We start from the raw sequence: 23,804 nt of genomic DNA, 5'->3' as shown, positions 1-23,804 counted from the left end.
GGAATTTAAATGCAATATTCTATTATGCAAAGCAATAGAAAACCGTTAATTAATGCTGAGAGTTATAAGTCTATGTATGATTATTCTATTTCAAACCCAGATGAGTTTTGGGCTGAACAAGCTGAAAAATTTATTGACTGGGAAAAGAAATGGGAAAGAGTTTCAGATGTTGATTTTTCTAAAGGAAAAATTGCTTGGTTTGAGGGTGCAACTTTAAATGTGTCATATAACTGTTTAGATCGTCATCTGCCGGAACGCGCTGACCAGGTTGCAATTATTTGGGAGGGAGATGATCCTAATTCAAGTGAATCAACAACCTATAAAGAACTACACGAAAAAGTTTGTAAATTTGCCAATGGAATGAAGGATTTAGGTGTTGTAAAAGGCGATCGTATTTGTTTGTATATGCCTATGATCGTTGAAGCCACCGTTGCTATGCTTGCATGCGCAAGGCTTGGTGCAATTCATTCAGTAGTTTTTGGAGGATTTTCACCAGATGCTTTGAGAGATCGAATTCTTGATAGTGAGTGTAAGCTAGTAATTACTTCTGATGAGGGAGTTCGTGGAGGCAAATCAATTCCTTTAAAGGCTAATGTTGATATTGCAACGAAAGAGTGTGACTGTGTTGAACATATTGTTGTTGTAAAGAGAACGGGTGGAGAAGTTACTTGGGGTGATAGAGATGTTTGGTATCACGAGCTCGTTGAAAACGCTTCAGCAGAATTTCCTTGCGAGATGTTTGATGCTGAAACCCCATTATTTATTCTTTATACTTCTGGCTCAACTGGAAAACCAAAGGGAGTTCTTCATACCTCAGGAGGGTATTTGTTATATGCTGCAATGACTCATAAATATACTTTTGATTATCAAGAGGGTGATATTTACTGGTGTACTGCTGATGTTGGATGGGTTACTGGCCACTCATATATAGTCTATGGGCCACTCGCTAATGGAGCAACTTCTTTGATGTTTGAGGGCGTTCCTAATTACCCAGATGCCTCAAGATTTTGGCAGGTGATTGATAAACATAAAGTAAATATTTTTTACACAGCGCCTACTGCTATTAGGGCTTTGATGGGTGCTGGAAATGAGCATGTTCAAAAAACTTCTAGGGCTAGTTTGAAAATTTTAGGAACTGTTGGAGAACCAATTAATCCTGAAGCTTGGGAGTGGTATTACAGTATTGTTGGCCAGGAGAAATGTCCAGTTGTGGATACCTGGTGGCAGACAGAAACAGGTGGTCATATGATTACACCAATGCCCTTTGCAACAGCTCTAAAACCAGGCTCTGCAACTATGCCATTTTTTGGAGTAGAACCTCAAGTTCTTAGTGAAAGTGGAGAGCTTTTAGAGGGTGAGGCTTCAGGCGTGCTTGTTATAGCAAGATCTTGGCCAGGTCAAATGAGGACTTTATATAACAACCATGAACGATTTATGGAGGCTTACTTTACGACTTACCCAGGTAAATATTTTGCAGGAGATGGAGTTAAGCGAGATGCTGATGGCTATTATTGGATTACTGGAAGAGTTGATGATGTTTTAAATATATCTGGACACCGACTAGGCACAGCTGAAATTGAATCTGCCTTAGTTCTTCATAGCGATGTAAGCGAGTCCGCAGTAGTTGGTATGCCCCATGATATAAAAGGCCAAGGCATTTATGCTTATGTTTCTTTAATGACTGGCGTTATAGGTACTGATGAGCTTAAAAAAGATCTAGTAGCTTTAGTTAGAAAAGAAATAGGCCCAATCGCAACGGTAGATAAAATTCAATTTGCACAAGGTCTTCCAAAAACAAGGTCAGGAAAAATTATGAGACGTATCCTTAGGAAAATTGCAGAAGATGACTATGCAGAACTCGGAGATACATCAACATTGTCTGAACCTGGCGTTGTGGATGACTTGATTAAAAATAGAGTTTAATAGAAATTTTCTGCCTATTTATTAATCGATAAAACATGAATGCATTCCTATATTTTATTGTTCTGTTCGCATGGGGCTCATCCTGGTTTGCTATAAGTTTTCAGTTAGGCGATGTGGCTCCACAGGTTTCAATAGTATGGCGTTTTTTGCTGGCATCCCTTTTGCTATTTATTTGGTGTTTTGCTCGAGGTCTAAAGCTTTCTTACCCATGGCGAGAACATTTAAATTGGCTTTTGCTAGGGTTTTTTCTATTTTGTATTAATTATATTTGTGCCTACTTTGGCACCTCTTATCTAACAACTGGAGTGGTTTGCCTTATTTTTTCAACGCTTACTTTATTTACTGTTTTTAATGGTTTTATTTTTTTTAAAAAGCCCGTAAGATTACCCATATTATTTGGAGCAATAATTGGTATTGTAGGGTTATCAATTATATTTTCAAATGAGATAAGTAGCACTGATTGGACATTAGATTCAGGAATTGTAAAGGGTTTTCTTTGGATGCTACTTGCAACTTTCTTTGCGTCAATTGGGATGCTGCTCTCTGGTCAAATGCAAGCCAGAAAAATTCCCCTAATCCAAAGTAATGCTTTCAGTATGCTATATGGATCACTTATCCTTGTTACTTATATATCTTTTAGTGATATAAGTTTCAGTTTTAGCACAAGCTATAGTTATGTAACATCCCTAATTTATTTATCTGTAGTGGCCTCAGCAATTGGGTTTGGTGTCTATCTTAAACTGGTAGGAAATATTGGTGCTGATAAAGCTTCATACGTCAATATTTTTACTCCAACGATTGCTTTGCTTCTATCGACTTTATTTGAAGATTATGTTTGGAGCTGGACGGGATTAATTGGCGTTATATTAATAATATTTGGAAATATAATAGTTCTTTATGCCAAGCCTAGAAGTATTTAGTGTAAATTTATTTAAATTTTTGGATTTGATAATCATAGCTCACATAATGGAATGAATGATGGATGTAAAAACCGCTTTAGCTGAAAGAAAATCAACAAGAGCATTTTTAGATAAAGATGTTTCTATTAGTATTATTAATGAAATTATTAATCAAGCAAAAACAGCCCCTTCTGGAGTAAATACCCAGCCATGGCAGGTCGCTGTTGTAACTGGAAAAAGTAAGGATGGATTATGTAATAAGCTTGAAAAAGCCTTTCGAGATGGCAAGAATGGGGCTATGGATTATAAGTACTATCCTGTTGAATGGTTGGGTGAGTTTAAGAAAAGAAGAAAAGAGTGTGGTTTATTAATGTATTCAACATTAGATATTAAGAGGGAAGATAAACAAAAAAAACTCGATCAATGGGCTTTAAATTATCAGGCATTCAATGCGCCTGTTATCCTACTTTTTTTTATTGATAAGTCGATGGAGAAGGGCTCTTATATGGATTATGGCATGTTTATCCAATCTATTATGCTTTCAGCGGTCGAGCATGGGTTAGCAACCTGTCCACAAGCAGCTCTTGGCGAGTATCCTGAGATTGTTAGAGAGGAATTTCCACACTATAAAGATAAAATTGTTCTTTGCGGAATGGCGATTGGCTATGAAGATAAAACTCAGGTAATTAACAGCTATAGAACTCCTCGTGAAGATCTATCTCAAATAGCTAAATATTACTCTTAAAAATATAAATTAGTTTCTTAGTTAGCTCGAAGATTGGCTTCCGCAATTTCAAGATCAAATTTAATTAGTTCAATATCCAGCTCGGCATCTGATAATGCTTTTTCTAACTCTTTTAAAGTTTTCTCATTTTCCAAAAGCTTAGTATTACTCTTTTTGAGTGATGAATCACTTAGATTGAATGCATTTTGAATTTTACTTAACTCTTCTTCAAGAACCTGGATTTTACTAGCAGAAAGGTTGAGTTTTTGAGAGGTGGATTTGAGTTCGTCAAGTGCGAGTATAAGTTGATTATTAAGATCTTCTAGTTGCTGCTGAAGGCTTTGGATGTTAGATTTTTGTTTTTTGACTTCATCATCATTGTTGATAATAATGATCTCAGGCTTAACTGGTGATATATTCAATTGTGAATAGTAGTGACCAATAAAAAATATTGCAATTAGTGACAATAAATAAAATATATTTTTTTGGTTCATTAGTTATTTTATTTCATTAAATCAAAATATATAGCACGCTTAATTAGTTAAGTTTTTATTACTATTCATTAATCCATTTGGCAGCATCTTTTGCATAGTAAGTCAATATAGCATCAGCTCCAGCTCTTTTAAAGCAAAGAAGCGTCTCAAGAACTGTTGACTTTTCATCAATCCATTTATTTTGACTAGCCGCTTTAAGCATTGCATACTCGCCACTAACATGATAAGCGAAAGTCGGTACACCAAAGGTCTGTTTTACTTTAGAGACTATATCAAGATAAGGCAAGCCTGGTTTAATCATAACCATATCAGCGCCTTCTGAAATATCAAGCTCTACCTCACGAATTGCTTCGTCAGAATTTCCAGGATCCATTTGGAAAGTTTTTTTATCAGATTTACCTAGGCTTTTTGATGAGCCTACAGCATCCCTAAATGGACCATAAAAAGAAGAGGCATATTTGGCAGAGTACGCAAGTATATTTGTGTGAATATAACCTTGCTCTTCTAACGCAAAACGAATCGCTCCAACTCTCCCATCCATCATGTCAGAAGGAGCAACAATATCTGCTCCAGCTTGAGCATGAGACAATGCTTGTTTAACTAAAATGTTTACAGTTTCATCATTAAGAACGTATCCATTACTATCAATAACGCCATCTAGGCCATGACTCGTAAAAGGATCTAGTGCCACATCTGTAATAACTGCAAGATCAGGAAAGTTTCTTTTCATCGCCCTAACTGCTTTTTGAATAAGTCCATCAGGGTTGTAAGATTCTTCAGCTTCGAGCGTCTTTTTATTAGGAGAAATTACTGGAAACAAAGCAACAGCTTGAATTTTTAAATCAACAATTTCCTTGGCTTCTATCAATAATTGATCAATACTAAGTCTTTCAATTCCAGGCATTGAATCAATTTTTTCTTTTTTATTTTCACCCTCAATAATGAATAAAGGATATATAAGATCAGTTACACTCAGTGAGTTCTCACGAATTAATGAACGATTAAATTCGTGTTTCCTCATTCTTCTTGGCCGATGAGTTAAAATGGACATTTTCTTTTCTCAAGTTACATTAACTAAATTATACAATAATGAAGCAATCATCCGAAACACTTACTAGTCTATCAAGTATTAATGAGGCATTTATTAAGCCTTTTCCTAACTCAACCAAGGTCTATGTCAAGGGTTCACGTGACGATATTAGAGTCCCAATGAGGCAAATCAAACTTACCGATACCATTGGTGATCTTGCAGAAAAAAATGATCCAATTCACGTTTATGATACTTCTGGACCTTATACAGATCCTAGTAAAACGATCAGTTATCGAGAGGGGCTTGAGTCACTCCGCTCGAAATGGATAGAAGAGCGTGATGACACCGAAATTCTTGATGGTGTTAGCTCGAAATTTGCAAATGAAAGACTTGGTGATAAAAAACTTGATGAGCTTCGGTTTGAACATTTAAAAGCCCCAAGAAAGGCAAAGAAAGGAAAAAATGTTACTCAGATGCACTATGCTAGGAAAGGCATTATTACTCCAGAAATGGAATACATTGCTATTCGAGAAAATTGTCTTTGGCAGGAGTATAAAGATCAAGTTGGTCAACACCAAGGCGAAAGCTTTGGGGCTGCAACTCCTAAAATTATTACCCCTGAATTTGTAAGAGATGAGGTTGCTAGGGGCCGTGCAATTATTCCTAATAATATCAATCATCCAGAAACGGAGCCCATGATTGTTGGTAGAAACTTTCTAGTTAAGATTAATGGAAACATTGGTAATTCAGCCTTAGGCTCTTCAATTGATGAAGAGGTAGGAAAGATGGTTTGGGGAGTTCGTTGGGGGTCTGACACCATTATGGACCTTTCTACGGGAAAAAATATTCATGAAACTCGCGAGTGGATTATCCGCAATTCGCCTGTTCCTGTTGGAACTGTTCCTATCTATCAGGCTCTTGAAAAAGTTAAAGGAGTTGCTGAAGATTTAACTTGGGAAGTTTTTAGAGATACCCTAATTGAGCAAGCAGAGCAAGGGGTTGACTACTTTACTATTCATGCTGGTGTGCGTCTTAAGTATGTCCCTCTAACTATGAATAGAGTTACGGGGATTGTATCAAGAGGTGGATCAATTATGGCTAAGTGGTGTCTTGCGCATCATACTGAGAGTTTTCTTTATACGCATTTTGAAGATATCTGTGAAATCATGAAGGCATATGATGTGACCTTTTCTTTAGGCGATGGCCTAAGGCCTGGCTCGATTGCGGATGCTAATGATGCTGCCCAGTTTGGTGAGCTTGAGACCTTAGGTGAATTGACAAAAATAGCTTGGAAGCATGATGTTCAAACTTTTATTGAGGGTCCTGGTCATGTGCCAATGCATATGATTAAAGACAATATGGAAAAGCAGTTGGAAGAGTGTGGAGAAGCACCTTTCTACACACTTGGTCCGCTTACTACTGATATAGCTCCTGGCTACGATCATATTACTTCAGCGATTGGAGCTGCCCAAATTGGCTGGTATGGTTGTGCAATGCTTTGTTATGTAACTCCTAAGGAGCACTTAGGGCTACCAAATCAGGATGATGTTAAAACAGGAATTATTACTTATAAAATTGCAGCGCATGCTGCTGATTTAGCCAAGGGGCATCCTGGGGCTCAAATCAGAGATAATGCTCTTTCAAAAGCTCGTTTTGAATTTAGGTGGGAAGATCAGTTTAATCTTGGTTTAGATCCCGATACTGCTCGAAGTTTTCATGATGAAACCCTTCCAAAACAAGCAGCAAAAACTGCGCACTTTTGTTCGATGTGTGGACCTAAGTTTTGTTCTATGAAGATTTCTCAAGACATTAAAGGTTTAGATGCCAAAGAAGTTAAAAAAATTCAGGAAATTCAAATCGAAATGGATAAAAAGTCTGAAGAATTCTTAGATAATGATAGTGAAATCTACTTGAAAGAGGGTGCTTAAGAGTCTTCTTTAAGTATCTTTAATATACGGTGCGATTGCTTTAAATACTTTAGTCGTTGCGCCGCGATTATTTTCAAAAGTAGTTTTAGCGCTTTCTCCAATTAGTCTTCTTTTTCCGTCATCTAAAAGCAGTTCAGAAATAGTTTTCATTAATTCTTCAGCGTTGCTTACTTGTATAGCAGATCCATCATCTAAAAGTCCCTTCGAGATTTCTTCAAAGTTATATACGCTTGGACCAAAAATAATAGGCTTCGAAAGTGATGCAGCTTCAAGCATATTTTGACCACCATTATTTGTAAGGCTACCGCCAATAAATGCTATATCACTTATGTTTAAATAAGACATCATCTCACCCATACTGTCTCCAATTAGTATGTCTGTATCTTGTTCACAATGATCAGATAATGATCTTCTTTTAACATTAAGACCAGTTTCGTTAGCCATATTAAAAACTTCATTAAATCTATCTGGGTGCCTCGGTACGATTAAAAGAAGTGCATTGAATTTACTTTTAAGGGCGAGATAGCTTTTGATTATTTGAAACTCTTCACCTTTCCTTGTACTGGCAAAGACAACAATTTTTCGATTTCCAGTTATATTTTTTAATATTTGAATAGTTTCTGAATTATTAGGTTCATTGGAATCAAACTTTAAGCTTCCAGTAGTAATAATATTATTAACACCAAGTGAGATAAAGCGTTTTGATGAGCTTTCATTCTGAGAACATATTATGCTTAATCTATTTAGAGTCGCACTAACTAACTTAGGGGAGAATTTTTTATATTTTTTAAAAGACTTTTTTGATAATCTTGCATTAACAAGCATTACAGGAATATTTTTATGTTTAAGTTTAGTAATTAAATTTGGCCAAATTTCTGTTTCTAAAAGAATACAAGCAAGAGGTTTAATTTTTTTTAGAAATGAACTAACTATAAAGGGAACATCAAAAGGAAAAAAACAATGAATGACTTTGCTCTTATAGTGCTTTTCAACAGCCTCAGATCCTGTAATAGTTGTGGTTGAAATAACAATTTGATGAAGAGGAAATTTAATAAATATCTTGTCAATTAGTGGTTTGGCTGCATTAAACTCTCCAACAGATACGCAATGTAACCAAATAACCTTGCCTGAAATTTTAGGTACAAAGCCTAATTGGTTTTTTAGTTTACGGATCCAATTAGAGTTTTGTGCATCTCTTAATAGAATCCTTAAAAGAGCAAATGGCAAACTTAAAATAATTAAAACTGTATATATAAATCTATTCATTTGACTATTTCGTTATATTTTTTAATTGAGCTTTTAATTTCATAAATAACAGTAAGCCAAAGTCTATGATTAAATAATTCAAATGGAATACTTTTGCTTATCTTGAAGAGGGCTTTAGATAAGAAAAAAGGTATAATAATTGACTGATATTATAGCTTTATCACTTAACTTCTATTGCATCTATTTTGTTTTAGATTGATTCATTTTTTGATGCAAGCTATTAATTAAATTACTAATCGTATAAATTATGAGATTTGTTGACTCTGCAAGTGTGATGGTTGAAGCTGGTAAAGGTGGTAGAGGTTGCCTCAGCTTTCGTCGTGAAAAATATATTCCAGATGGCGGTCCAGATGGTGGAGATGGCGGTGATGGTGGTAGTATTTTTTTCCGTGGTCAAGAGGGACTTAATACATTAAGTGAATTTCGTTATAACCGTTTATATAGAGCTAAAAATGGCCTACCTGGAGAAGGAAGTGATCGAAGAGGAAAGTCAGCTATTGATATGTATGTCGAAGTTCCACTTGGAACTAAAATAATTGACCTCTCAACGGATGAAGTAATCGGCGAAATTACACTTCATAAGCAAGATCTTTTGGTTGCAAAAGGAGGCTTTCATGGTCTAGGTAATGCTCGTTTTAAATCTTCAATTAATCGTGCACCAAGGCAAACTTCACCAGGAACGCCTGGAGAGGCTAGAGAGATTGGATTAGAACTTAATGTAATGGCAGATGTTGGACTTTTGGGTATGCCAAATGCTGGAAAATCGAGCTTAATCAGGCAAATTTCTGGGGCACGACCAAAGGTAGCTGATTATCCTTTTACAACCCTCCATCCAAATCTTGGAGTTGTAAAGGCTGGCAATAATCACTTTGTTATGGCTGATATACCTGGGTTGCTTGAAAAAGCAAGCGAAGGTGTTGGTCTTGGGTTTGAATTTCTTAAGCACCTTTCAAGAGCAAAAGCGCTTCTTCACGTGATTGATATCTTGCCAGCTGATGGCTCAGATCCTGCTAAAAACTATTTAACTATTGAGGCTGAATTAAAAAAATTTGATGACGAGCTTTTTGAAAAGCCGAGATTATTAGCTATTAATAAAATTGATCTTATTCAAGAAGATAAAAGAGATAAGATCATTAAAGATTTTCTTAAAACAGTTAAATATAAAGGTAATGCGTTTAACATATCTGCTTTAAATGGTATGGGCTGCAAGTCCTTAGTTTTTGGTTTATATGACCTTATTGAAGAGAAAGATGAAGAAGAATAAATGCTGGGTCGTAAAGATTGGTTCTGCCCTCTTAACTAATAATGGAAAAGGGATTGATAAAGACTTAATCTCTGAATGGGTTGAGCAAATTGTTGAACTGCAATCTTATAACATTGACGTTGTTTTGGTATCTAGTGGCTCAATTGTTGAAGGTATGAAACGACTTGGCTGGAAAGATAAACCAAGTGATATTCATAAGCTTCAGGCAGCTGCGGCTGTTGGTCAAATGGGGTTAGTCCAGGCTTATGAATATCTATTTGCAAAACATAAAGTCCAGACAGCTCAGGTGCTCTTGACTCAAGATAACCTAATTAATACCAAACATTTCGAAAATATTTCTGCAACTCTAGAGAATTTGCTTGAGTTTGGGGCAGTGCCAGTAATCAATGAAAATGATACAGTTGCAACCGAAGAAATAAAATTTGGCGATAATGATACGTTGGCGGCCCTTGTAGCAAATCTTTTGAATGCCGAAAGATTAATTATATTAACAGATCAGCATGGTGTTTTCGATGACGATCCTCGAGTAAATAAGAATGCCAGCTTAATAAAAAAAATTCATTTTGAAGATGAAAAATTAGAGCGAGTTGCTGGAAAAACCGGAGGTATTTTAGGTTCTGGAGGAATGTATTCAAAAGTTATGGCTGCAAAGCAAGCTGCAAAATCTAAGACATTTTCTAATATAGCTTGGGGAAGAGAAGAGAAAGTTTTAACAAGAATATACCAAGGAGAAAATATAGGGACACTAGTTCATTGTTAGCTTATATCGGCTTAGGCTCAAATTTAAAGGATCCAAAAGTTCAAATAAAAAGAGCCCTTGATTCTCTGAATGATAATAATGAGACTAAACTTATTAATGCATCAAGCTTTTATGAGTCTAAGCCTCTTTTAGATATTCCTGGCCCAAACTACATCAATGCAGTATGTAAGATTGAAACTAAACTTAGTGCTATTAATTTATTAAATCTTTGCCAAGAAATTGAAGATAATCAGCAAAGAGTAAGAGACGTAAAATGGGGATCAAGAACGATTGATTTAGATATACTTCTATATGGAGAGCAAGTTATTTTAAATAAAAGGTTGTCTATACCCCATCCAGAAGCAATACATAGGGCCTTTGTTTTAGTGCCTTTATTTGAAATAGAGCCTAAAATAAGAGTTCCTTTATTAGGGCCAATAATAAGTCTACTCGATAGAATTAATAAGTTAGATGTGAAAAAACTATGAAGTATTCTGAGTTAAGTGTATTCAAGGACAATGGTCAAAAAATTACATGCCTTACAGCATATGATGCCTCAATGGCTAAGCTTATTGATAGTGCAGGCGTTGATATTATTTTAATTGGCGACTCTCTTGGAATGGTTATTCAGGGTTCTGAAAATACGCGCTCAGTTTCTATGAATGACATGCTTTACCATTCTGCAATTGTTGCAAAAGCTTGTAATCAATCTTTAGTTATCGCAGATATGCCTTTTCATAGTTATGATAATCCTAAAACTGCCTTAGTCAACGCAAAAGAATTGATTGATAATGGTGCACATATGGTCAAGTTAGAGGGTGGAGTTGAAAATACAGATGTCATTAATGCCTTAGTTTCCAATAATATTAGAGTCTGTGGCCATCTCGGTCTACAACCACAACTAGTTGTTGATTCAAGTGGGTATAAAGTTCAAGGTCGAGATGAGGCTGATGCTAAATCAATTCTAAATAATGCAAGGTTGCTCGAATCTATAGGCGTAAGTATTTTAGTGCTTGAGTGCATTCCAAGTAATTTAGCAAAGTTGATAACTAAAAAGCTTAAAATACCTACAATTGGAATTGGAGCTGGAAAGGATTGCGATGGCCAGGTTTTGGTTAGTTATGATATGTTAGGCATAACACTTGGTAGGCAGCCAAGATTTGTTCGTAATTTTTTAAGCTCAGAAAGCAGTATCTCTTCAGCGATTAAAGCCTTTGTTTCGGAGGTAAAAGAAGGAAGTTTTCCTAATAAAAGTGAGAGTTATTAATGAAAATTTTTGAAAGGTCAGGTGATCTTCAGGTTTTTTTAGATAGCTGCAGAAGTAGTAATAAAAAAGTTGCCCTAGTTCCAACCATGGGAGGTCTTCATGATGGGCACTTGAGGTTAGTAGAAAAAGCCCAATCCTTGGCAGATATTGTTGTTGTAAGTATTTTTGTCAATCCTACTCAGTTTGCTAAAGATGAAGATTTTGACTCATATCCCAAGACTTTTTCTGATGACAAGCTTCTTTTAGAGGGTCAGAGTGTAGATGCCTTATTTATTCCCTTAAAAATAGAAATATATCCAAATGGAACCTTATCAAATTATGATGTAGGTGAAATGGGAGGATTACTCTGTGGCATTTCTAGACCAGCACATTTCAATGGAGTGGCGCAAGTAGTTAATCGATTATTTGATATTGTAAATCCTAATTATTCGGTTTTTGGCGAAAAAGATTTTCAACAGCTCTTAATTATTAAATCTCTTGTTGAAAATAATAATTTAAATGTGTTGATAGAGTCAGTTTCTACTCAAAGAGAGATTGATGGCTTAGCACTGAGCACAAGAAATAAATATCTAGGTAATAAGGACAGACAGAAGGCGCCCCTTTTTTATCAGCAACTTAGTAATGCAAAAACGGCTATAGAGCAGGGAGATTCTATTGAATTCGTAATGGAAAAAACTCTATCTGAGTTAAGAGTTAACTTTGAAGTAGAATATCTTGAAATTCTAAATGCGAATAACCTTACACAAATCGCGACTAACACTTCAGAAATTATTATAATATCCGCTATAAGGTTGGGTGAAACTCGACTAATCGATAATATTGTCTTTAGGAGGCCAAATGTTTAGTATTACTGAAGAAGCAGAAATTTATGTTGCAGACCTTTTTGAGCAACAAGATGAAAAAGACCTTGGCTTAAAAGTTGACGTTGAAAAAGCCGGCACTCCGGTTGCAACTGTAACATTTAACTTCTGTATCAAGAGCGATCTCCCTGATACTTATAATGAATTTCCTTTTGTAGGTTTTAGTGCTTTTATTGATGAATCTAATAATCAATTTTTAAGTGACTCCCATGTTGCGTTGAAGTTAGATGGTACTAATAAAAAACTTACTATCACTGCTCCTAATGCCAAAGGTGAAGCGCCCAAAGATGATGCTCCTCTTCAGGAAAAGGTTCTGTTTACTATCGTGACTGAAGTAAATCCAAGCTTAGCATCACATGGAGGCTTTGTTGACCTTGTTGAAATCACTGAGAAAAAAGAAGTGATTTTGAATTTTGGAGGTGGTTGCCAAGGATGTAGTTCAGTAAACATGACTCTTAAAGATGGGGTTGAAAAACAACTTAAGGGCTTATATCCAGAAATATCTGCTGTTCTTGATGCAACGGATCACTCTCATAAAGAAAATGCATATATGTAATTCTTGAATGGAAGATATAACTGTTTTCTCTCATTTAGACTGCATTGCAAAAGATAATGGTGAAAACCATCCTGAGAGAAAAGAACGCTTAGAAGTAATACTTGATTCAATTAAAGGTATTAGTCAACTTAACATATCTTTTAAAGACTCACCATTGGCAGACTTTAAAACTATAAATCTTGTTCATCCCCAATCTTATATTGATGATCTACTTTCAATGATTCCAATCTATGGGCTTGTTGGTGTAGAAAAAGAGCCTTATGCTGATACTATTCTTTGCCCTCAAAGTAAAGAGGCAATATTAAGAGCTTGTGGAGCAGGCATTGAGTCAGCTAATGAATTGATGAGTGGATTAACAAAAAGACTCTTTTGTGCAGTTCGTCCACCCGGTCATCATGCAGAAACATCAAGAGCAAACGGATTCTGCTTTATAAATAATGCTGCAGTTACTGCTAGGTATTTACAGAGTAAATTTAATATCAATAAAATAGCGATTATTGATTTTGATGTGCACCATGGTAATGGCACACAGGAAATTTTTTATAACAATAAAAGTGTTTTTTATGGCTCAATTCATCAGCATCCTTTATTTCCTGGAACAGGGATAGAGACAGAGACTGGAGTAGGTAATATATTTAATGCGCCAATATCTTCAGACACTACTAGAGAGAAGTTTATGGAAATATTTGAAACTAAAATTTTAAAAAATGTTGACTTATTTGAGCCAGAAATAATACTCATTTCTGCTGGCTTTGATGCACACAAAAGAGACCCTTTAGCTGGCATGAAATTAGAGTCTGAAGATTATTACACTTTGACGCAAAATATTGTAGAAATTGCCAAACGACATAGTGATGGAAGGATCATTTCTTTTCTTGAAGGTGGTTATGATCTTCAGGCGCTTTCAGAATGCATTGAAGCCCACTTAGAGGCGCTAAGTAATTAAAGATATGAATGAGTTTGAATTAATACAAAATTACTTTAATTGGCCATTATCTGATCCTACTATTGAATTAGGTATTGGTGATGATGCTGCTATTTTTGATCTTGATTCAGGCTATCAATTAGTTACCACAACAGATACTCTTTCAGAAGGCGTACACTTTTTTAAAGACACCTCTCCTGAAGACATAGCTTATAAATCGTTAGCAGTTAATTTAAGTGATATTGCAGCAATGGGCGCGACAGCAAAATACTTTACACTTGCAATAACTCTTCCTAAATTAGATAAGGTTTGGTTGGAACATTTTTCTAAATCTCTCGAAAAGGCATCTAAAAAATATAATGTGAGCTTAATTGGAGGTGACACTACTAGAGGTGATCTTAATATAACTATTACTATGATGGGAGTTGTTGAAAAATCAAAAGCGATTAAGAGATCAGGTGCAATGAGCGGTGACAATATATATGTTTCAGGTGAGATTGGTGATGCTGCGTTCTGTCTAAAAAAAATTAATGAGGGGGAAAAGCCCCATAAAGCAGAAATGATAAGGCTTAATAAACCATTACCAAGACTTGAACTTGGTATCGCCATAAAGGGAATAGCAAGCTCATGTATCGATATATCTGATGGGCTTGAGCAAGATTTATCTCATATTATAAAAGCCTCAAGAGTTGGGGCAATGATTGATGTTCAAAAACTCCCCTTAAGCCAATCAATGGCTAATTATATTGCAGATAATAATGATTGGTCATTAGTAGTTTGCGGAGGTGATGACTATGAATTATGCTTTACAGCACCTGAGAGTTTAAATTCAGAAATAATGAAAATAGCTGAAATTTGTAAAATAAGAGTTACAAACATAGGGGTTGTTAATGACTCAATGAAACTAAAAATTAAAGGCTATGATAACCAGGGCAAATCATATCAGCACTTCTAAAGATTTACTAAATTTCTTTTCTTTCCTCTACTGTCTTGCAGTCAATACATTGATCAGCAGTTGGGCGAGCCTCTAAGCGATTGAGGGCAATTTCGATACCACAAGTTTTGCAATATCCATAGTCACCAGTATCTATCAAGTGAAGTGTCTTATCAATTTTATTGATAAGCTTTCTTTCACGGTCCCTAGTTCTTAACTCAAGCGCAAACTCTTCTTCAATAGTAGCTCTGTCATTAATATCAGCAACAGGAGCAGAGTCTTCTTGAATATGATTAATGGTCGTTTCGGCTTCGAAAACTAATTGCTCTCTCCAGACATTAAGCTTATGGATAAAGTGCTTAAGCTGACCGGCTGACATAAAGTCTTCACTCTTTTTTGGAATGTAAGCTGGGATTTCATCAAAGTTTGGTTCAGAAGTCATTTTAGTTAGTTTGTAAAAAAAAGTAGTTTTTACCAAAAATTGCTTAAAATAGCAATGATTTTTTTCAAATTGGCCTATTTAATTATATTTATTATGAACCTTAAAGCAATAATATTTGATGTAGATGGAACTATTGCTAATACAGAGCATGATGGTCATCTTAAAGCATTCAATGAGGCTTTTGATTTTTATGAGCTAGATTGGTATTGGGATTGCGCTTTGTACGGGTCACTTTTATCAGTAAGTGGAGGTAAAGAGAGATTGTCTTTCTATATTAATAACTATAATCCAAAACTAAAGTGGCCTCTAAGCGAGAGTGATATTGTTAATATCCATAATAAAAAGACTGAGATTTTTATTAACAAAATTTCTGCAGGTTTTATTTCACTTCGGATTGGTGTTGAAAGGCTTATTAATGATGCTCACAACCATAACTTGAAATTAGCAATAGCAACTTCAACCTCATTTAATAATGTTAAGGCGATTCTAGAGTCAACTCTTGGAAAGGGTGCGTTAGAAAATTTTGAAGTTGTAGCAGCTGGTGATATTGTTGATAAAAAAAAGCCAGCTTCTGATATTTATGACTATGTTCTTGATAAAATGAATTTAGAATGCAGCGAATGTGTTGTTATTGAGGACTCAGAAATTGGTTTTCAGTCAGCAACTTCTGCAGGTCTAAAGACAGTAATTACTCTTAGCGAGTATACTAATACGAAAAACTTTAAGGGTGCTTTAGTTGTTCTTGACCATTTAGGTGAAGACGATCAACCTTTTCAGATAATAAATGGAACGCCAACCACTCATACATTGGTAAGCGTAGATTATATAAAGGAGCTCTATGAGTGCAATCGTTAAGTTGGCTGACAACAGTTCTGTATATGAAGTTGCCAAAGTGTCGCCTCTATCAATTGCAACGCAATTGAGTAAAAAATTTAATAACCAAGTTTACTTAAAGCGCGAAGATGATCAAATTATTCACTCATTTAAACTTCGTGGCGCTTATCAAAAAATGAGCTCAATGAGCGATGAGCAGAAAGCCAAAGGTGTAATCGCCTCATCTGCTGGAAATCATGCGCAAGGGGTTGCTCTTGGTGCGAGCAAATTAAGCATAAAGGCAACAATCGTTATGCCTACTAGCACACCACAGATTAAAGTTCGAGCAGTTCAAGAATTAGGAGCAGAAGTTATTCTTTTTGGAGATGTCTATGATGATGCATTTGTCCATGCTAAAAAGCTAGTATCTGAGAAAGATTTATGTTTTATAAGTCCTTATGATGATTTTGAGGTTATTGCTGGACAGGCAACTGTTGCAAAAGAAATCTTAGCTCAGCTTGATCAAATAGACTATGTCTTCTCTCCTGTTGGTGGTGGTGGACTTATCTCGGGAATGGCAAGCTATATTAAGCATTATGCTCCACACATTAAAGTAATCGGAGTGGAGCCTGTTGACTCGCCAACGCTTTTTAAAGCATTAGAGGCTAATGAAAGAGTTGTGCTTGAAGATGTTGGACGTTTTGCTGATGGCGTTGCTGTCAAACAAATTGGTGAACTTCCATTTGAGATTGCAAAAGAATGCGTTGATGATGTCATTTTGGTTAGCAACGATGAAATGTGCGCTGCTATTAAAGATATCTATGAGGATGTTCGTTCAATCTCAGAGCCTGCAGGAGCTCTTGCAACAGCAGGTGTTAAAAAATATATCCTAGAGCATGGCCTTAAAAATAAAAATATTGTTTCAATTGTATCTGGCTCTAATGTTAACTTTGATAGACTTAGGTATATTGCCGAAAGAGCTGACTTAGGTGAAGTTAATGAGGCTATAGTTGCTGTTACTATTCCCGAAGAGCCAGGTAGTTTTTTAAGATTTTGTGAGTTATTAGATAACAATGCAGTTACTGAGTTTAATTATCGATATTCTGCAAAGAAAGATGCGCATATTTTTGTAGGCGTCAAGCTAACTAAAGGTGAATCTGAAAAACAAGCACTTATTGCAAGACTAAGTAACTCTTTTGAAGTATTTGATATGAGTAATAACTCTATGGCAATAACCCACATCAGATATATGGTTGGTGGTCATGCTAATGCGGAAAAAGAGGTTATCTATAGATTTGAATTTCCAGAGCGACCAGGTGCACTTTTAAGTTTTCTTAAAAAAGTTAAGACAGAATGGAATATCTCTCTTTTTCATTATCGCAATCATGGCGCGGACTATGGAAGGGTTTTAATTGGACTTCAGGTTGAGGATATCGAAGAGCTAGAGGCAAAGTTTGATGAACTCGGGTATTACTACAAAAACGAAACCGATAATAAAGCTTATCAGTATTTCCTTTAACAGACTTAGTCGTGATGATATCGACTCTATAGTATTAATAGAGCAACAAAACTCTCATAATCCTTGGCCTAAAAACCAGCTTATTGAGAGTATTCTAAATCCAGCTAATTTATGCTACTCAATAAGCATTAAAAATAAAATTATTGGTTTTTTGATGGCTATGCCCACACTTGATACTGCTGATATCTTAAATATTAGTATCAATAAAGCTTGTCAAAGAAAAGGGTATGGCAATAAACTACTTCATTATCTTATTAAGGAGCTTAAAGATAGAATGATTAGTCAGCTTATATTAGAGGTAAGAGCGAGTAATCAGGCTGCCATCGATTTTTACTTGAAACATGGATTTGAGGAGATTTCACTAAGAAAAAATTACTATATGAATAACTCAAAACACCCAAATCAGAAAGAAGACGGTATAATAATGCGTCTTAAATTCTAAACAAAAAAATCTTAATGACCTACAAAAATATCACAGTTCCACCTACTGGAGAGGCAATCTCAATAAAGGATAACGTGCTCGTTGTTCCTAATAAACCAATCGTTACATATATAGAGGGGGATGGAATTGGTGTTGATATTACTCCTGTAATGCTCGATGTTGTTAATGCTGTTGTCAAAAAAGCATATAACGGTGAAAGAGAGATTCAGTGGATGGAGATTTTTGCAGGTGAAAAAGCAGATAGCATCTATGGTGAGTACTTGCCAGAGGAGACAGTGAATGCAATCAAAGAATTTGTAGTTAATATAAAAGGACCATTAACGACACCAGTTGGCGGCGGCATGAGGTCACTTAATGTTGCGATAAGACAGATTTTAGATCTCTATATTTGTCTTCGCCCTGTCCAGTATTTTGATGGGACTCCATCTCCAGTTAAGGCGCCTGAAAAGATTGATATGGTAATCTTTAGGGAGAACTCTGAGGACATCTATGCGGGCATAGAATTTCCACAAGGTTCAAAGGAAGTAAAGAAAGTAATTGAGTTTCTTCAAAAAGAAATGGGTGCGACTAAAATTCGTTTTCCTGAAACATCTGGTATTGGTATCAAGCCTGTGTCTATAGAAGGAACTTCAAGGCTCGTAAGAGCCGCTATTCAGTACGCGATTGATAATGATAAGCCTTCTGTGACAATTGTCCATAAAGGCAATATTATGAAGTTTACAGAGGGGTTATTTAGAGATTGTGCTTATCAGCTTGCTAAAGATGAGTTTGGTGCAAAAGAAATTGATGATGGTCCTTGGTGTAGCTTTACTAATCCAAATACGGGTAAAGAAATTATTATTAAAGACTCAATTGCTGATGCGTTCCTCCAGCAAATACTTTTAAGACCTGATGAGTATTCAGTTATCGCAACTTTAAATCTTAATGGTGACTATATATCTGATGCTTTAGCAGCTCAGGTCGGTGGTATTGGTATTGCTCCTGGAGCGAATCTTTCTGATGATATTTCAGTGTTTGAGGCTACACATGGTACTGCTCCTAAATACGCGGGTCAAAACAAGGTGAATCCTGGCTCCATGATTTTATCTGCAGAGATGATGCTTAGACATATGGGGTGGACAGAGGCTGCTGATTTGATACTTCATGCAATGGCTACAACAATTCAAAAAAGAACGGTTACATATGACCTAGAGAGGCTTATAGATGGAGCTACTTTACTATCTTGTTCTGAGTTTGGAGAAGCTCTTAAGGATTCAATAAAATAAGTTCAAAAATAAATCACCAAGTTGAGGCTATAAAAGCAAAGATTTGATTGACTCAAAATTCATAGCTCGTTATAATCTCACGCTATTCCCTGATAGCTCAGTTGGTAGAGCAACGGACTGTTAATCCGTGTGTCCCTGGTTCGAGCCCAGGTCGGGGAGCCAATTTATATAACTAAGGCATCTTCGGATGTCTTTTTTGTTTTTATAACTTAATAGAATGATTACGTATAAAAAAATTGCAGAAATAGCCGCAAGATTTATTAGCAAGCCAAAAGTATTGAAACTTGGTTTTAATTTATCTCCAATGTATAGAAGAACCTCTGCAAAGGTTATATATATTTCTGAAGACTTTCTTAAAATACAAATCAGACTTCCTTTTAGCTATAAAAATGCAAACTATGTAAATACTATTTTTGGTGGAAGCATGTTTTCCGCTGTTGATCCATTTCCAATGACTCAGTTAATGAATCTTATTGGAGATGATTATGTGGTTTGGGATAAGGCTGCTGAAATTTTCTTTAGAAGGCCTGCAAAAGAGGATCTTTATGCTGACTTTATTTATAGCATAGAGGAACTTGAAGAAATTAAGAAAAAAGCGAAAGAGCTAAATGAATTTGAAATAGTTAAAATAACAAAATTAACAAATAAGGATAAGTCTATTGTTTACTGTGAAGTTCATAAAAAGGTGTATATTGCAAATAAAGCCTTTTTCAAAGAAAAACAGAAAGCAAGAATAAATAAAAAAGCAAAGTAGTTAATTTTTATTAAGCTTTATAATTATTAGAAGTTTTTTTTAAGGAAAGGTAATTAATATGAATCATAAAATTGTTATCGTTGCAGCTACAAGAACTGCTCTAGGATCATTTGGCGGCTCACTTTCTTCAATTCCAGCACATAAATTAGGCGCTGAAGTGATAGCTTCATTATTAAAAAAAACTGGTGTAAATAAAGATCAAATTGATGAAGTTATCTTGGGACAAGTTCTGACAGCTGGAAGTGGCCAAAATCCAGCCAGACAGGCTGCAATAGAGGCAGGACTTCCTTATCAAACTCCCTCTATGACAATTAATAAAGTTTGTGGTAGTGGATTAAAAGCAGTACAGTTAGCATTTCAAGCAATTGCTTGCGGTGATGCTGAAATAGTTATTGCTGGTGGTCAAGAAAGTATGAGTCGTTCAAGTCATGTTCTTCCAAAATCAAGAGAAGGTAAAAAAATGGGCCCGTGGGCGATGGTTGATACTATGGTTGTAGATGGTCTGTGGTGTGCATTTAATGATTGCCATATGGGCGTTACTGCAGAAAATATTGCAACTAAGTTTGACTATTCAAGGCAATCTCAAGATGAGTTTGCTCTGGAGTCACAACAAAAAACAGAAGCTGCTCAAAAATCTGACTTGTTTCGAGATGAGATAACCCCAATATCTATTCCACAGCGAAGAGGTGATGATATTATTTTTGATAGTGATGAATTTCCTAGGCACTCTACAAGTATCGATTCTTTAGCTAATCTCCGTCCAGCATTTGCAAAAGATGGGACTGTAACAGCAGGGAATGCATCGGGCATTAATGATGGCGCAGCAGCAGTTATGGTCATGAGTGCATCTAAGGCGCAAGAGCTGAAACTAGAACCTATGGCAAGAATTGTTTCATACTCTAGCGCTGGGGTTGACCCATCTATCATGGGAACAGGTCCAATTCCGGCAAGCGCTAAATGTCTTGAAAAAGCTGGCTGGAAAGCTTCTGAACTCGATCGAATTGAGGCTAATGAGGCGTTTGCAGCACAAGCAATGTCTGTAAATGACTCACTAGGTTGGGATAAGTCTAAAGTGAATGTAACGGGCGGATCAATTTCTTTAGGTCATCCAATTGGAGCATCTGGGGCAAGAATTTTGGTGACTTTACTTCATGGTATGGAGCGTGATAAGGCAAATAAAGGTCTTGCTACTATGTGTATTGGCGGCGGCATGGGCGTTGCAATTGCAGTTGAAAGGATGCATTAGTATTATTAATTTCTTGAACTATAGGAGTATTAATGAAAAAATTTCTAGTTATCTTGACACTTGTATTTGGGAATTTTTTAATTGTAGGCACAAGTTATTCATACTCAGCAGTTGGCTATATGAAGTGCGAAACTGTAAATAAGCTGGTAGAAGAAGAAAATGCTGACGTTAAAAACATGATTATGTTTTGGTTTAGTGGCTACTATACTGGAAGAAATTATGAAACGTCGAGCTATCCTAAATTACCTGACCCTCAGCTAATATATATAGCAACCACTAATTACTGCACTAAAAACCCACTAAAAGATACTGTTGATTTAGCTGATTACCTCTACTCTAGTTTGCTTTAGATTTTAGTTATGCTAACTTTTTAATAGTATTTATTAGCTCTGAATTAACTGCTCTTGGGTCAATATTTTTTCTATTTTCATGTCTTCTTAGTCCAGGCAATCGAGTCCCATCAATATCATTATATTTTTTTAAAAACTCTTCGGTCTGTGCTGAAGTATCTTTGCCAGATATAATCTCTGGTGACATAGCAAGAATAAACTGACCTCCTTGGGCTGGACCACCATCTCCATTATCACGCTCCTTGGTTTCATAAGAGAAGGTTTCTCCAACTAATGGACCAGATAAGAGTTCAACCATAAGGGCAATGACCGAACCTTTATGCCCACCAAATGGAAGTAAAACACCTTTATCAATTTCTGACGCATCAGTTGTTAATTCTCCGGATGAAGACAGGCCAGTACCAAGTGGTACAGAGTGGCCGTCACGAGCAGCAATTTGAATTTCTCCTTTTGCCATAGATGCAGTTGCCATATCAAAAACAATTGGATTTTTACCAGGGCGCGGCCATGAAAATGCAATTGGGTTAGTGCCAAATAATGCTGTAGCTCCTCCTGAAGGAGCAACACCTGGCATATATGAAACAGACGTCAATCCAACAAGTCCATGCTCACTGATTGCTTCAACTTCAGGCCAAAGAGCTGCAAAGTGATGGCAGCGTTGAATTGATAATCCCGCAATTCCAAATTTTTGAGCAGCTTCGATAAGTTTTTTAATACCATATTGATGTGCTAATGGAGCAAATCCATTCTTTGCATCACACTTTAAAATTACTGGCGTAACTTCAGTTATTTCTGGTTTCGCAGAGCCATCTACTTTTTTACTTTGAAGGGCCTTGATATACCCAGGAATACGAAATAGACCATGAGAAACTGAGCCATCTCTCTCAGCATTAGTTACTGTGGTTGCAACTGCATTTGCATTTTCTTCATTAGCGCCATGATTAATAAGTGCAGCCTTTGCTAAATTAAAAATTTCATCAAGGCCTATATCGATTGTTTTAGAAGTCATTGAATTATGTCCTTATGTATTTGAATTGAATTTGCAGTTAACCGAACTCAAAAATAAATTAAAAAAAAATGATAACATATTAACAACTAAAAATTTCTTAACCTAATGAAAAATTCTAAATCAATTCATATAGTTTCATGCCATGCTGAAGGTGAAGTAGGAAATGTAATAATTGAAGGAGTCTCACCACCTAAGGGTGAAAGTTTGTGGGAGCAAGCACGATGGATTGATAAAGATCAGAAGTTACGACAGTTTGTATTGAATGAGCCTCGTGGTGGAGTCTTTAAGCATGTAAACCTTTTAGTTCCAGCAAAGAATAAAAAAGCTATACTGGGCTTCATAATTATGGAGCCAGAGCATACTCCTCCCATGTCAGGTTCTAATTCGATTTGTGTTTCGACTGTATTGCTCGATAGAGGAATCATTCAAATGCAAGAGCCTATTACAGAATTTATTCTGGAGGCGCCAGGAGGGCTTGTTCCCGTAAAAGCTTATTGTGAAAATGGTAAAGCAAAAAGTATTGAAATTCAAAATGTTACTTCTTTTGCAGATCAGATTAACGTTAATCTAGAGGTACAAGGAATTGGAACGTTGACTGTAGACACGGCATATGGAGGGGACAGTTTTGTACTTGTAAACGCTGATGAACTTGGTTTTGAAATTAAGCCAGATGAAGCAAAGGACATCTCTGAACTTGGAGCGAAGATAACTGCTTCTGCAAACCAGCAGCTTGGCTTCTCTCATCCTGAAAATTCAGATTGGAATCACATTTCTTTTTGTGAATTTGCGCTTCCACTATTTAAAGAAAAAGGAGTGATGGTTAGTAGAAATTCAGTGGTAATAGATCCAGGTAAAATCGATCGATCTCCTTGTGGGACTGGATGCTCAGCTCGTATGGCTGTTCTTAATGCAAAAGGTGAGATGAAAAAGGGGGATCGAATGATAGGGCAATCAATTATTGATTCTCGTTTTGATTGTAAGATAGTTGATGAAGTGCATATTGGTAATAAAAAAGGCATTATTCCTTCGATTCGAGGAAGAGCTTGGATTACTGGAACACATCAGTTGATGCTTGACTCTGATGATCCTTGGCCAGAAGGATATCGATTGACTGATACCTGGCCAAAGATGTCATAAATATACATTTATTTTGTT

25 protein-coding genes and 1 tRNA gene are annotated in these 23,804 nt (G+C 36.0%); 21 read left to right on the top strand and 5 right to left on the bottom strand.

Translation table 11 applies throughout. The features are described from left to right. Positions 1 to 9 precede the first annotated feature (9 nt). The 3 genes from acs to ABXT49_RS05800 are packed head-to-tail and all read left to right on the top strand — an operon-like array spanning position 10 to position 3,567. Positions 10 to 1,923 carry an acetate--CoA ligase gene (gene acs / locus ABXT49_RS05810; protein WP_416651148.1) on the top strand — a complete coding sequence of 638 codons (1,914 nt, stop codon included), beginning with the start codon at positions 10 to 12 and terminating at the stop codon, positions 1,921 to 1,923. A gap of 35 nt (positions 1,924 to 1,958) precedes the next feature. Continuing rightward, complete coding sequence (locus ABXT49_RS05805; protein ID WP_416651146.1) at positions 1,959 to 2,843, top strand: DMT family transporter; 885 nt, start codon at positions 1,959 to 1,961, stop codon at positions 2,841 to 2,843. A 58-nt stretch (positions 2,844 to 2,901) separates the two neighbouring features. Next, positions 2,902 to 3,567: a nitroreductase gene (locus ABXT49_RS05800; protein ID WP_416653538.1), complete on the top strand. Its 666-nt coding sequence runs from the start codon at positions 2,902 to 2,904 to the stop codon at positions 3,565 to 3,567. Between the two features lie 17 nt (positions 3,568 to 3,584). Here the strand turns inward: ABXT49_RS05800 and ABXT49_RS05795 are convergent, their stop codons facing one another. Further along, the gene (locus ABXT49_RS05795) at positions 3,585 to 4,040 is read right to left on the bottom strand and encodes a hypothetical protein (protein ID WP_416651144.1); all 456 of its coding nucleotides are present in this window, start codon (positions 4,038 to 4,040) and stop codon (positions 3,585 to 3,587) included. 61 nt (positions 4,041 to 4,101) lie between these two features. Continuing rightward, the gene (hemB, locus tag ABXT49_RS05790) at positions 4,102 to 5,091 is read right to left on the bottom strand and encodes a porphobilinogen synthase (RefSeq protein ID WP_416651142.1); all 990 of its coding nucleotides are present in this window, start codon (positions 5,089 to 5,091) and stop codon (positions 4,102 to 4,104) included. Positions 5,092 to 5,129: 38 nt separating this feature from the next. Here hemB and thiC point away from each other — a divergent pair, with 38 nt between their 5' ends. Further along, positions 5,130 to 6,998: a phosphomethylpyrimidine synthase ThiC gene (thiC, locus tag ABXT49_RS05785; protein ID WP_416651140.1), complete on the top strand. Its 1,869-nt coding sequence runs from the start codon at positions 5,130 to 5,132 to the stop codon at positions 6,996 to 6,998. 9 nt (positions 6,999 to 7,007) lie between these two features. Here the strand turns inward: thiC and ABXT49_RS05780 are convergent, their stop codons facing one another. Beyond that, positions 7,008 to 8,264 carry a 3-deoxy-D-manno-octulosonic acid transferase gene (locus ABXT49_RS05780; protein ID WP_416651138.1) on the bottom strand — a complete coding sequence of 419 codons (1,257 nt, stop codon included), beginning with the start codon at positions 8,262 to 8,264 and terminating at the stop codon, positions 7,008 to 7,010. 247 nt (positions 8,265 to 8,511) lie between these two features. Between ABXT49_RS05780 and cgtA the strand changes: the two genes are divergently transcribed. From cgtA to thiL, 8 genes are read left to right on the top strand one after another with little or no spacing between them, the layout of a single operon-like run. Continuing rightward, the gene (gene cgtA / locus ABXT49_RS05775) at positions 8,512 to 9,528 is read left to right on the top strand and encodes an Obg family GTPase CgtA (RefSeq protein WP_416651136.1); all 1,017 of its coding nucleotides are present in this window, start codon (positions 8,512 to 8,514) and stop codon (positions 9,526 to 9,528) included. Next, positions 9,515 to 10,288 (top strand): glutamate 5-kinase, encoded by a 774-nt coding sequence (gene proB, locus ABXT49_RS05770; RefSeq protein WP_416651133.1) that lies wholly within the window; start codon positions 9,515 to 9,517, stop codon positions 10,286 to 10,288. The genes cgtA and proB overlap by 14 nt, the downstream gene beginning before the upstream one ends. Beyond that, complete coding sequence (gene folK / locus ABXT49_RS05765; RefSeq protein ID WP_416651131.1) at positions 10,282 to 10,755, top strand: 2-amino-4-hydroxy-6-hydroxymethyldihydropteridine diphosphokinase; 474 nt, start codon at positions 10,282 to 10,284, stop codon at positions 10,753 to 10,755. The genes proB and folK overlap by 7 nt, the downstream gene beginning before the upstream one ends. Then, entirely contained in the window at positions 10,752 to 11,534 is a 783-nt protein-coding gene (panB, locus tag ABXT49_RS05760) for a 3-methyl-2-oxobutanoate hydroxymethyltransferase (protein WP_416651129.1), read from the top strand. Before folK ends, panB begins: the two co-directional genes overlap by 4 nt. After that, positions 11,534 to 12,379: a pantoate--beta-alanine ligase gene (gene panC, locus ABXT49_RS05755; RefSeq protein ID WP_416651127.1), complete on the top strand. Its 846-nt coding sequence runs from the start codon at positions 11,534 to 11,536 to the stop codon at positions 12,377 to 12,379. The genes panB and panC overlap by 1 nt, the downstream gene beginning before the upstream one ends. Beyond that, complete coding sequence (locus tag ABXT49_RS05750; protein ID WP_416651125.1) at positions 12,372 to 12,950, top strand: NfuA family Fe-S biogenesis protein; 579 nt, start codon at positions 12,372 to 12,374, stop codon at positions 12,948 to 12,950. The genes panC and ABXT49_RS05750 overlap by 8 nt, the downstream gene beginning before the upstream one ends. 7 nt (positions 12,951 to 12,957) lie before the next feature. After that, positions 12,958 to 13,896, top strand: coding sequence for a histone deacetylase family protein (locus ABXT49_RS05745; protein ID WP_416651123.1), 939 nt, complete (start codon positions 12,958 to 12,960; stop codon positions 13,894 to 13,896). A 4-nt stretch (positions 13,897 to 13,900) separates the two neighbouring features. Then, positions 13,901 to 14,830, top strand: a complete 930-nt coding sequence (gene thiL, locus ABXT49_RS05740; RefSeq protein WP_416651121.1) for a thiamine-phosphate kinase — start codon at positions 13,901 to 13,903, stop codon at positions 14,828 to 14,830. Positions 14,831 to 14,837: 7 nt separating this feature from the next. Here the strand turns inward: thiL and dksA are convergent, their stop codons facing one another. Next, positions 14,838 to 15,251: an RNA polymerase-binding protein DksA gene (gene dksA, locus ABXT49_RS05735; RefSeq protein ID WP_416651119.1), complete on the bottom strand. Its 414-nt coding sequence runs from the start codon at positions 15,249 to 15,251 to the stop codon at positions 14,838 to 14,840. A gap of 93 nt (positions 15,252 to 15,344) precedes the next feature. Between dksA and ABXT49_RS05730 the strand changes: the two genes are divergently transcribed. The 8 genes from ABXT49_RS05730 (at position 15,345) to ABXT49_RS05695 (ending at position 21,640) form a co-directional block, all read left to right on the top strand. Further along, entirely contained in the window at positions 15,345 to 16,106 is a 762-nt protein-coding gene (locus tag ABXT49_RS05730; RefSeq protein WP_416651117.1) for an HAD-IA family hydrolase, read from the top strand. Next, positions 16,090 to 17,583: a threonine ammonia-lyase, biosynthetic gene (ilvA, locus tag ABXT49_RS05725; protein ID WP_416651115.1), complete on the top strand. Its 1,494-nt coding sequence runs from the start codon at positions 16,090 to 16,092 to the stop codon at positions 17,581 to 17,583. The genes ABXT49_RS05730 and ilvA overlap by 17 nt, the downstream gene beginning before the upstream one ends. Next, positions 17,522 to 18,025, top strand: coding sequence for a ribosomal protein S18-alanine N-acetyltransferase (gene rimI / locus ABXT49_RS05720; RefSeq protein WP_416651113.1), 504 nt, complete (start codon positions 17,522 to 17,524; stop codon positions 18,023 to 18,025). Before ilvA ends, rimI begins: the two co-directional genes overlap by 62 nt. A 14-nt stretch (positions 18,026 to 18,039) precedes the next feature. Beyond that, entirely contained in the window at positions 18,040 to 19,290 is a 1,251-nt protein-coding gene (icd, locus tag ABXT49_RS05715; RefSeq protein ID WP_416651111.1) for an NADP-dependent isocitrate dehydrogenase, read from the top strand. Positions 19,291 to 19,376: 86 nt separating this feature from the next. After that, positions 19,377 to 19,452, top strand: a tRNA-Asn gene (locus ABXT49_RS05710). A gap of 55 nt (positions 19,453 to 19,507) precedes the next feature. Next, positions 19,508 to 20,044, top strand: coding sequence for a PaaI family thioesterase (locus ABXT49_RS05705; RefSeq protein ID WP_416651109.1), 537 nt, complete (start codon positions 19,508 to 19,510; stop codon positions 20,042 to 20,044). Positions 20,045 to 20,102: 58 nt separating this feature from the next. Then, positions 20,103 to 21,290: an acetyl-CoA C-acetyltransferase gene (locus ABXT49_RS05700; RefSeq protein WP_416651107.1), complete on the top strand. Its 1,188-nt coding sequence runs from the start codon at positions 20,103 to 20,105 to the stop codon at positions 21,288 to 21,290. Positions 21,291 to 21,322: 32 nt separating this feature from the next. Beyond that, complete coding sequence (locus tag ABXT49_RS05695; protein ID WP_416651105.1) at positions 21,323 to 21,640, top strand: hypothetical protein; 318 nt, start codon at positions 21,323 to 21,325, stop codon at positions 21,638 to 21,640. 7 nt (positions 21,641 to 21,647) lie between these two features. Here ABXT49_RS05695 and ABXT49_RS05690 read toward each other — a convergent pair whose 3' ends face one another. After that, entirely contained in the window at positions 21,648 to 22,649 is a 1,002-nt protein-coding gene (locus ABXT49_RS05690) for an Ldh family oxidoreductase (protein WP_416651103.1), read from the bottom strand. 105 nt (positions 22,650 to 22,754) lie between these two features. On the opposite strand from ABXT49_RS05690, the gene ABXT49_RS05685 reads away from it, so the two are divergent. After that, positions 22,755 to 23,786, top strand: a complete 1,032-nt coding sequence (locus ABXT49_RS05685; protein ID WP_416651101.1) for a trans-3-hydroxy-L-proline dehydratase — start codon at positions 22,755 to 22,757, stop codon at positions 23,784 to 23,786. Positions 23,787 to 23,804 lie beyond the last annotated feature (18 nt).

Origin of the sequence: Candidatus Pseudothioglobus sp. Uisw_086 (assembly GCF_048085745.1) — a bacterium.
Classification (GTDB): Bacteria; Pseudomonadota; Gammaproteobacteria; order PS1; family Pseudothioglobaceae; genus Pseudothioglobus.
This window is presented reverse-complemented; position numbering and strand designations above follow the sequence as displayed.

Bases quoted from the DNA above. Each gene is read 5' to 3' on its own strand.
- acs (WP_416651148.1), top strand. From the start codon at position 10: ATGCAATATTCTATTATGCAAAGCAATAGAAAACCGTTAATTAATGCT.
- ABXT49_RS05805 (WP_416651146.1), top strand. From the start codon at position 1,959: ATGAATGCATTCCTATATTTTATTGTTCTGTTCGCATGGGGCTCATCC.
- ABXT49_RS05800 (WP_416653538.1), top strand. From the start codon at position 2,902: ATGGATGTAAAAACCGCTTTAGCTGAAAGAAAATCAACAAGAGCATTT.
- ABXT49_RS05795 (WP_416651144.1), bottom strand. From the start codon at position 4,040: ATGAACCAAAAAAATATATTTTATTTATTGTCACTAATTGCAATATTT.
- hemB (WP_416651142.1), bottom strand. From the start codon at position 5,091: ATGTCCATTTTAACTCATCGGCCAAGAAGAATGAGGAAACACGAATTT.
- thiC (WP_416651140.1), top strand. From the start codon at position 5,130: ATGAAGCAATCATCCGAAACACTTACTAGTCTATCAAGTATTAATGAG.
- ABXT49_RS05780 (WP_416651138.1), bottom strand. From the start codon at position 8,264: ATGAATAGATTTATATATACAGTTTTAATTATTTTAAGTTTGCCATTT.
- cgtA (WP_416651136.1), top strand. From the start codon at position 8,512: ATGAGATTTGTTGACTCTGCAAGTGTGATGGTTGAAGCTGGTAAAGGT.
- proB (WP_416651133.1), top strand. From the start codon at position 9,515: ATGAAGAAGAATAAATGCTGGGTCGTAAAGATTGGTTCTGCCCTCTTA.
- panB (WP_416651129.1), top strand. From the start codon at position 10,752: ATGAAGTATTCTGAGTTAAGTGTATTCAAGGACAATGGTCAAAAAATT.
- panC (WP_416651127.1), top strand. From the start codon at position 11,534: ATGAAAATTTTTGAAAGGTCAGGTGATCTTCAGGTTTTTTTAGATAGC.
- ABXT49_RS05750 (WP_416651125.1), top strand. From the start codon at position 12,372: ATGTTTAGTATTACTGAAGAAGCAGAAATTTATGTTGCAGACCTTTTT.
- ABXT49_RS05745 (WP_416651123.1), top strand. From the start codon at position 12,958: ATGGAAGATATAACTGTTTTCTCTCATTTAGACTGCATTGCAAAAGAT.
- thiL (WP_416651121.1), top strand. From the start codon at position 13,901: ATGAATGAGTTTGAATTAATACAAAATTACTTTAATTGGCCATTATCT.
- dksA (WP_416651119.1), bottom strand. From the start codon at position 15,251: ATGACTTCTGAACCAAACTTTGATGAAATCCCAGCTTACATTCCAAAA.
- ABXT49_RS05730 (WP_416651117.1), top strand. From the start codon at position 15,345: ATGAACCTTAAAGCAATAATATTTGATGTAGATGGAACTATTGCTAAT.
- ilvA (WP_416651115.1), top strand. From the start codon at position 16,090: ATGAGTGCAATCGTTAAGTTGGCTGACAACAGTTCTGTATATGAAGTT.
- rimI (WP_416651113.1), top strand. From the start codon at position 17,522: ATGAACTCGGGTATTACTACAAAAACGAAACCGATAATAAAGCTTATC.
- icd (WP_416651111.1), top strand. From the start codon at position 18,040: ATGACCTACAAAAATATCACAGTTCCACCTACTGGAGAGGCAATCTCA.
- ABXT49_RS05705 (WP_416651109.1), top strand. From the start codon at position 19,508: ATGATTACGTATAAAAAAATTGCAGAAATAGCCGCAAGATTTATTAGC.
- ABXT49_RS05700 (WP_416651107.1), top strand. From the start codon at position 20,103: ATGAATCATAAAATTGTTATCGTTGCAGCTACAAGAACTGCTCTAGGA.
- ABXT49_RS05695 (WP_416651105.1), top strand. From the start codon at position 21,323: ATGAAAAAATTTCTAGTTATCTTGACACTTGTATTTGGGAATTTTTTA.
- ABXT49_RS05690 (WP_416651103.1), bottom strand. From the start codon at position 22,649: ATGACTTCTAAAACAATCGATATAGGCCTTGATGAAATTTTTAATTTA.
- ABXT49_RS05685 (WP_416651101.1), top strand. From the start codon at position 22,755: ATGAAAAATTCTAAATCAATTCATATAGTTTCATGCCATGCTGAAGGT.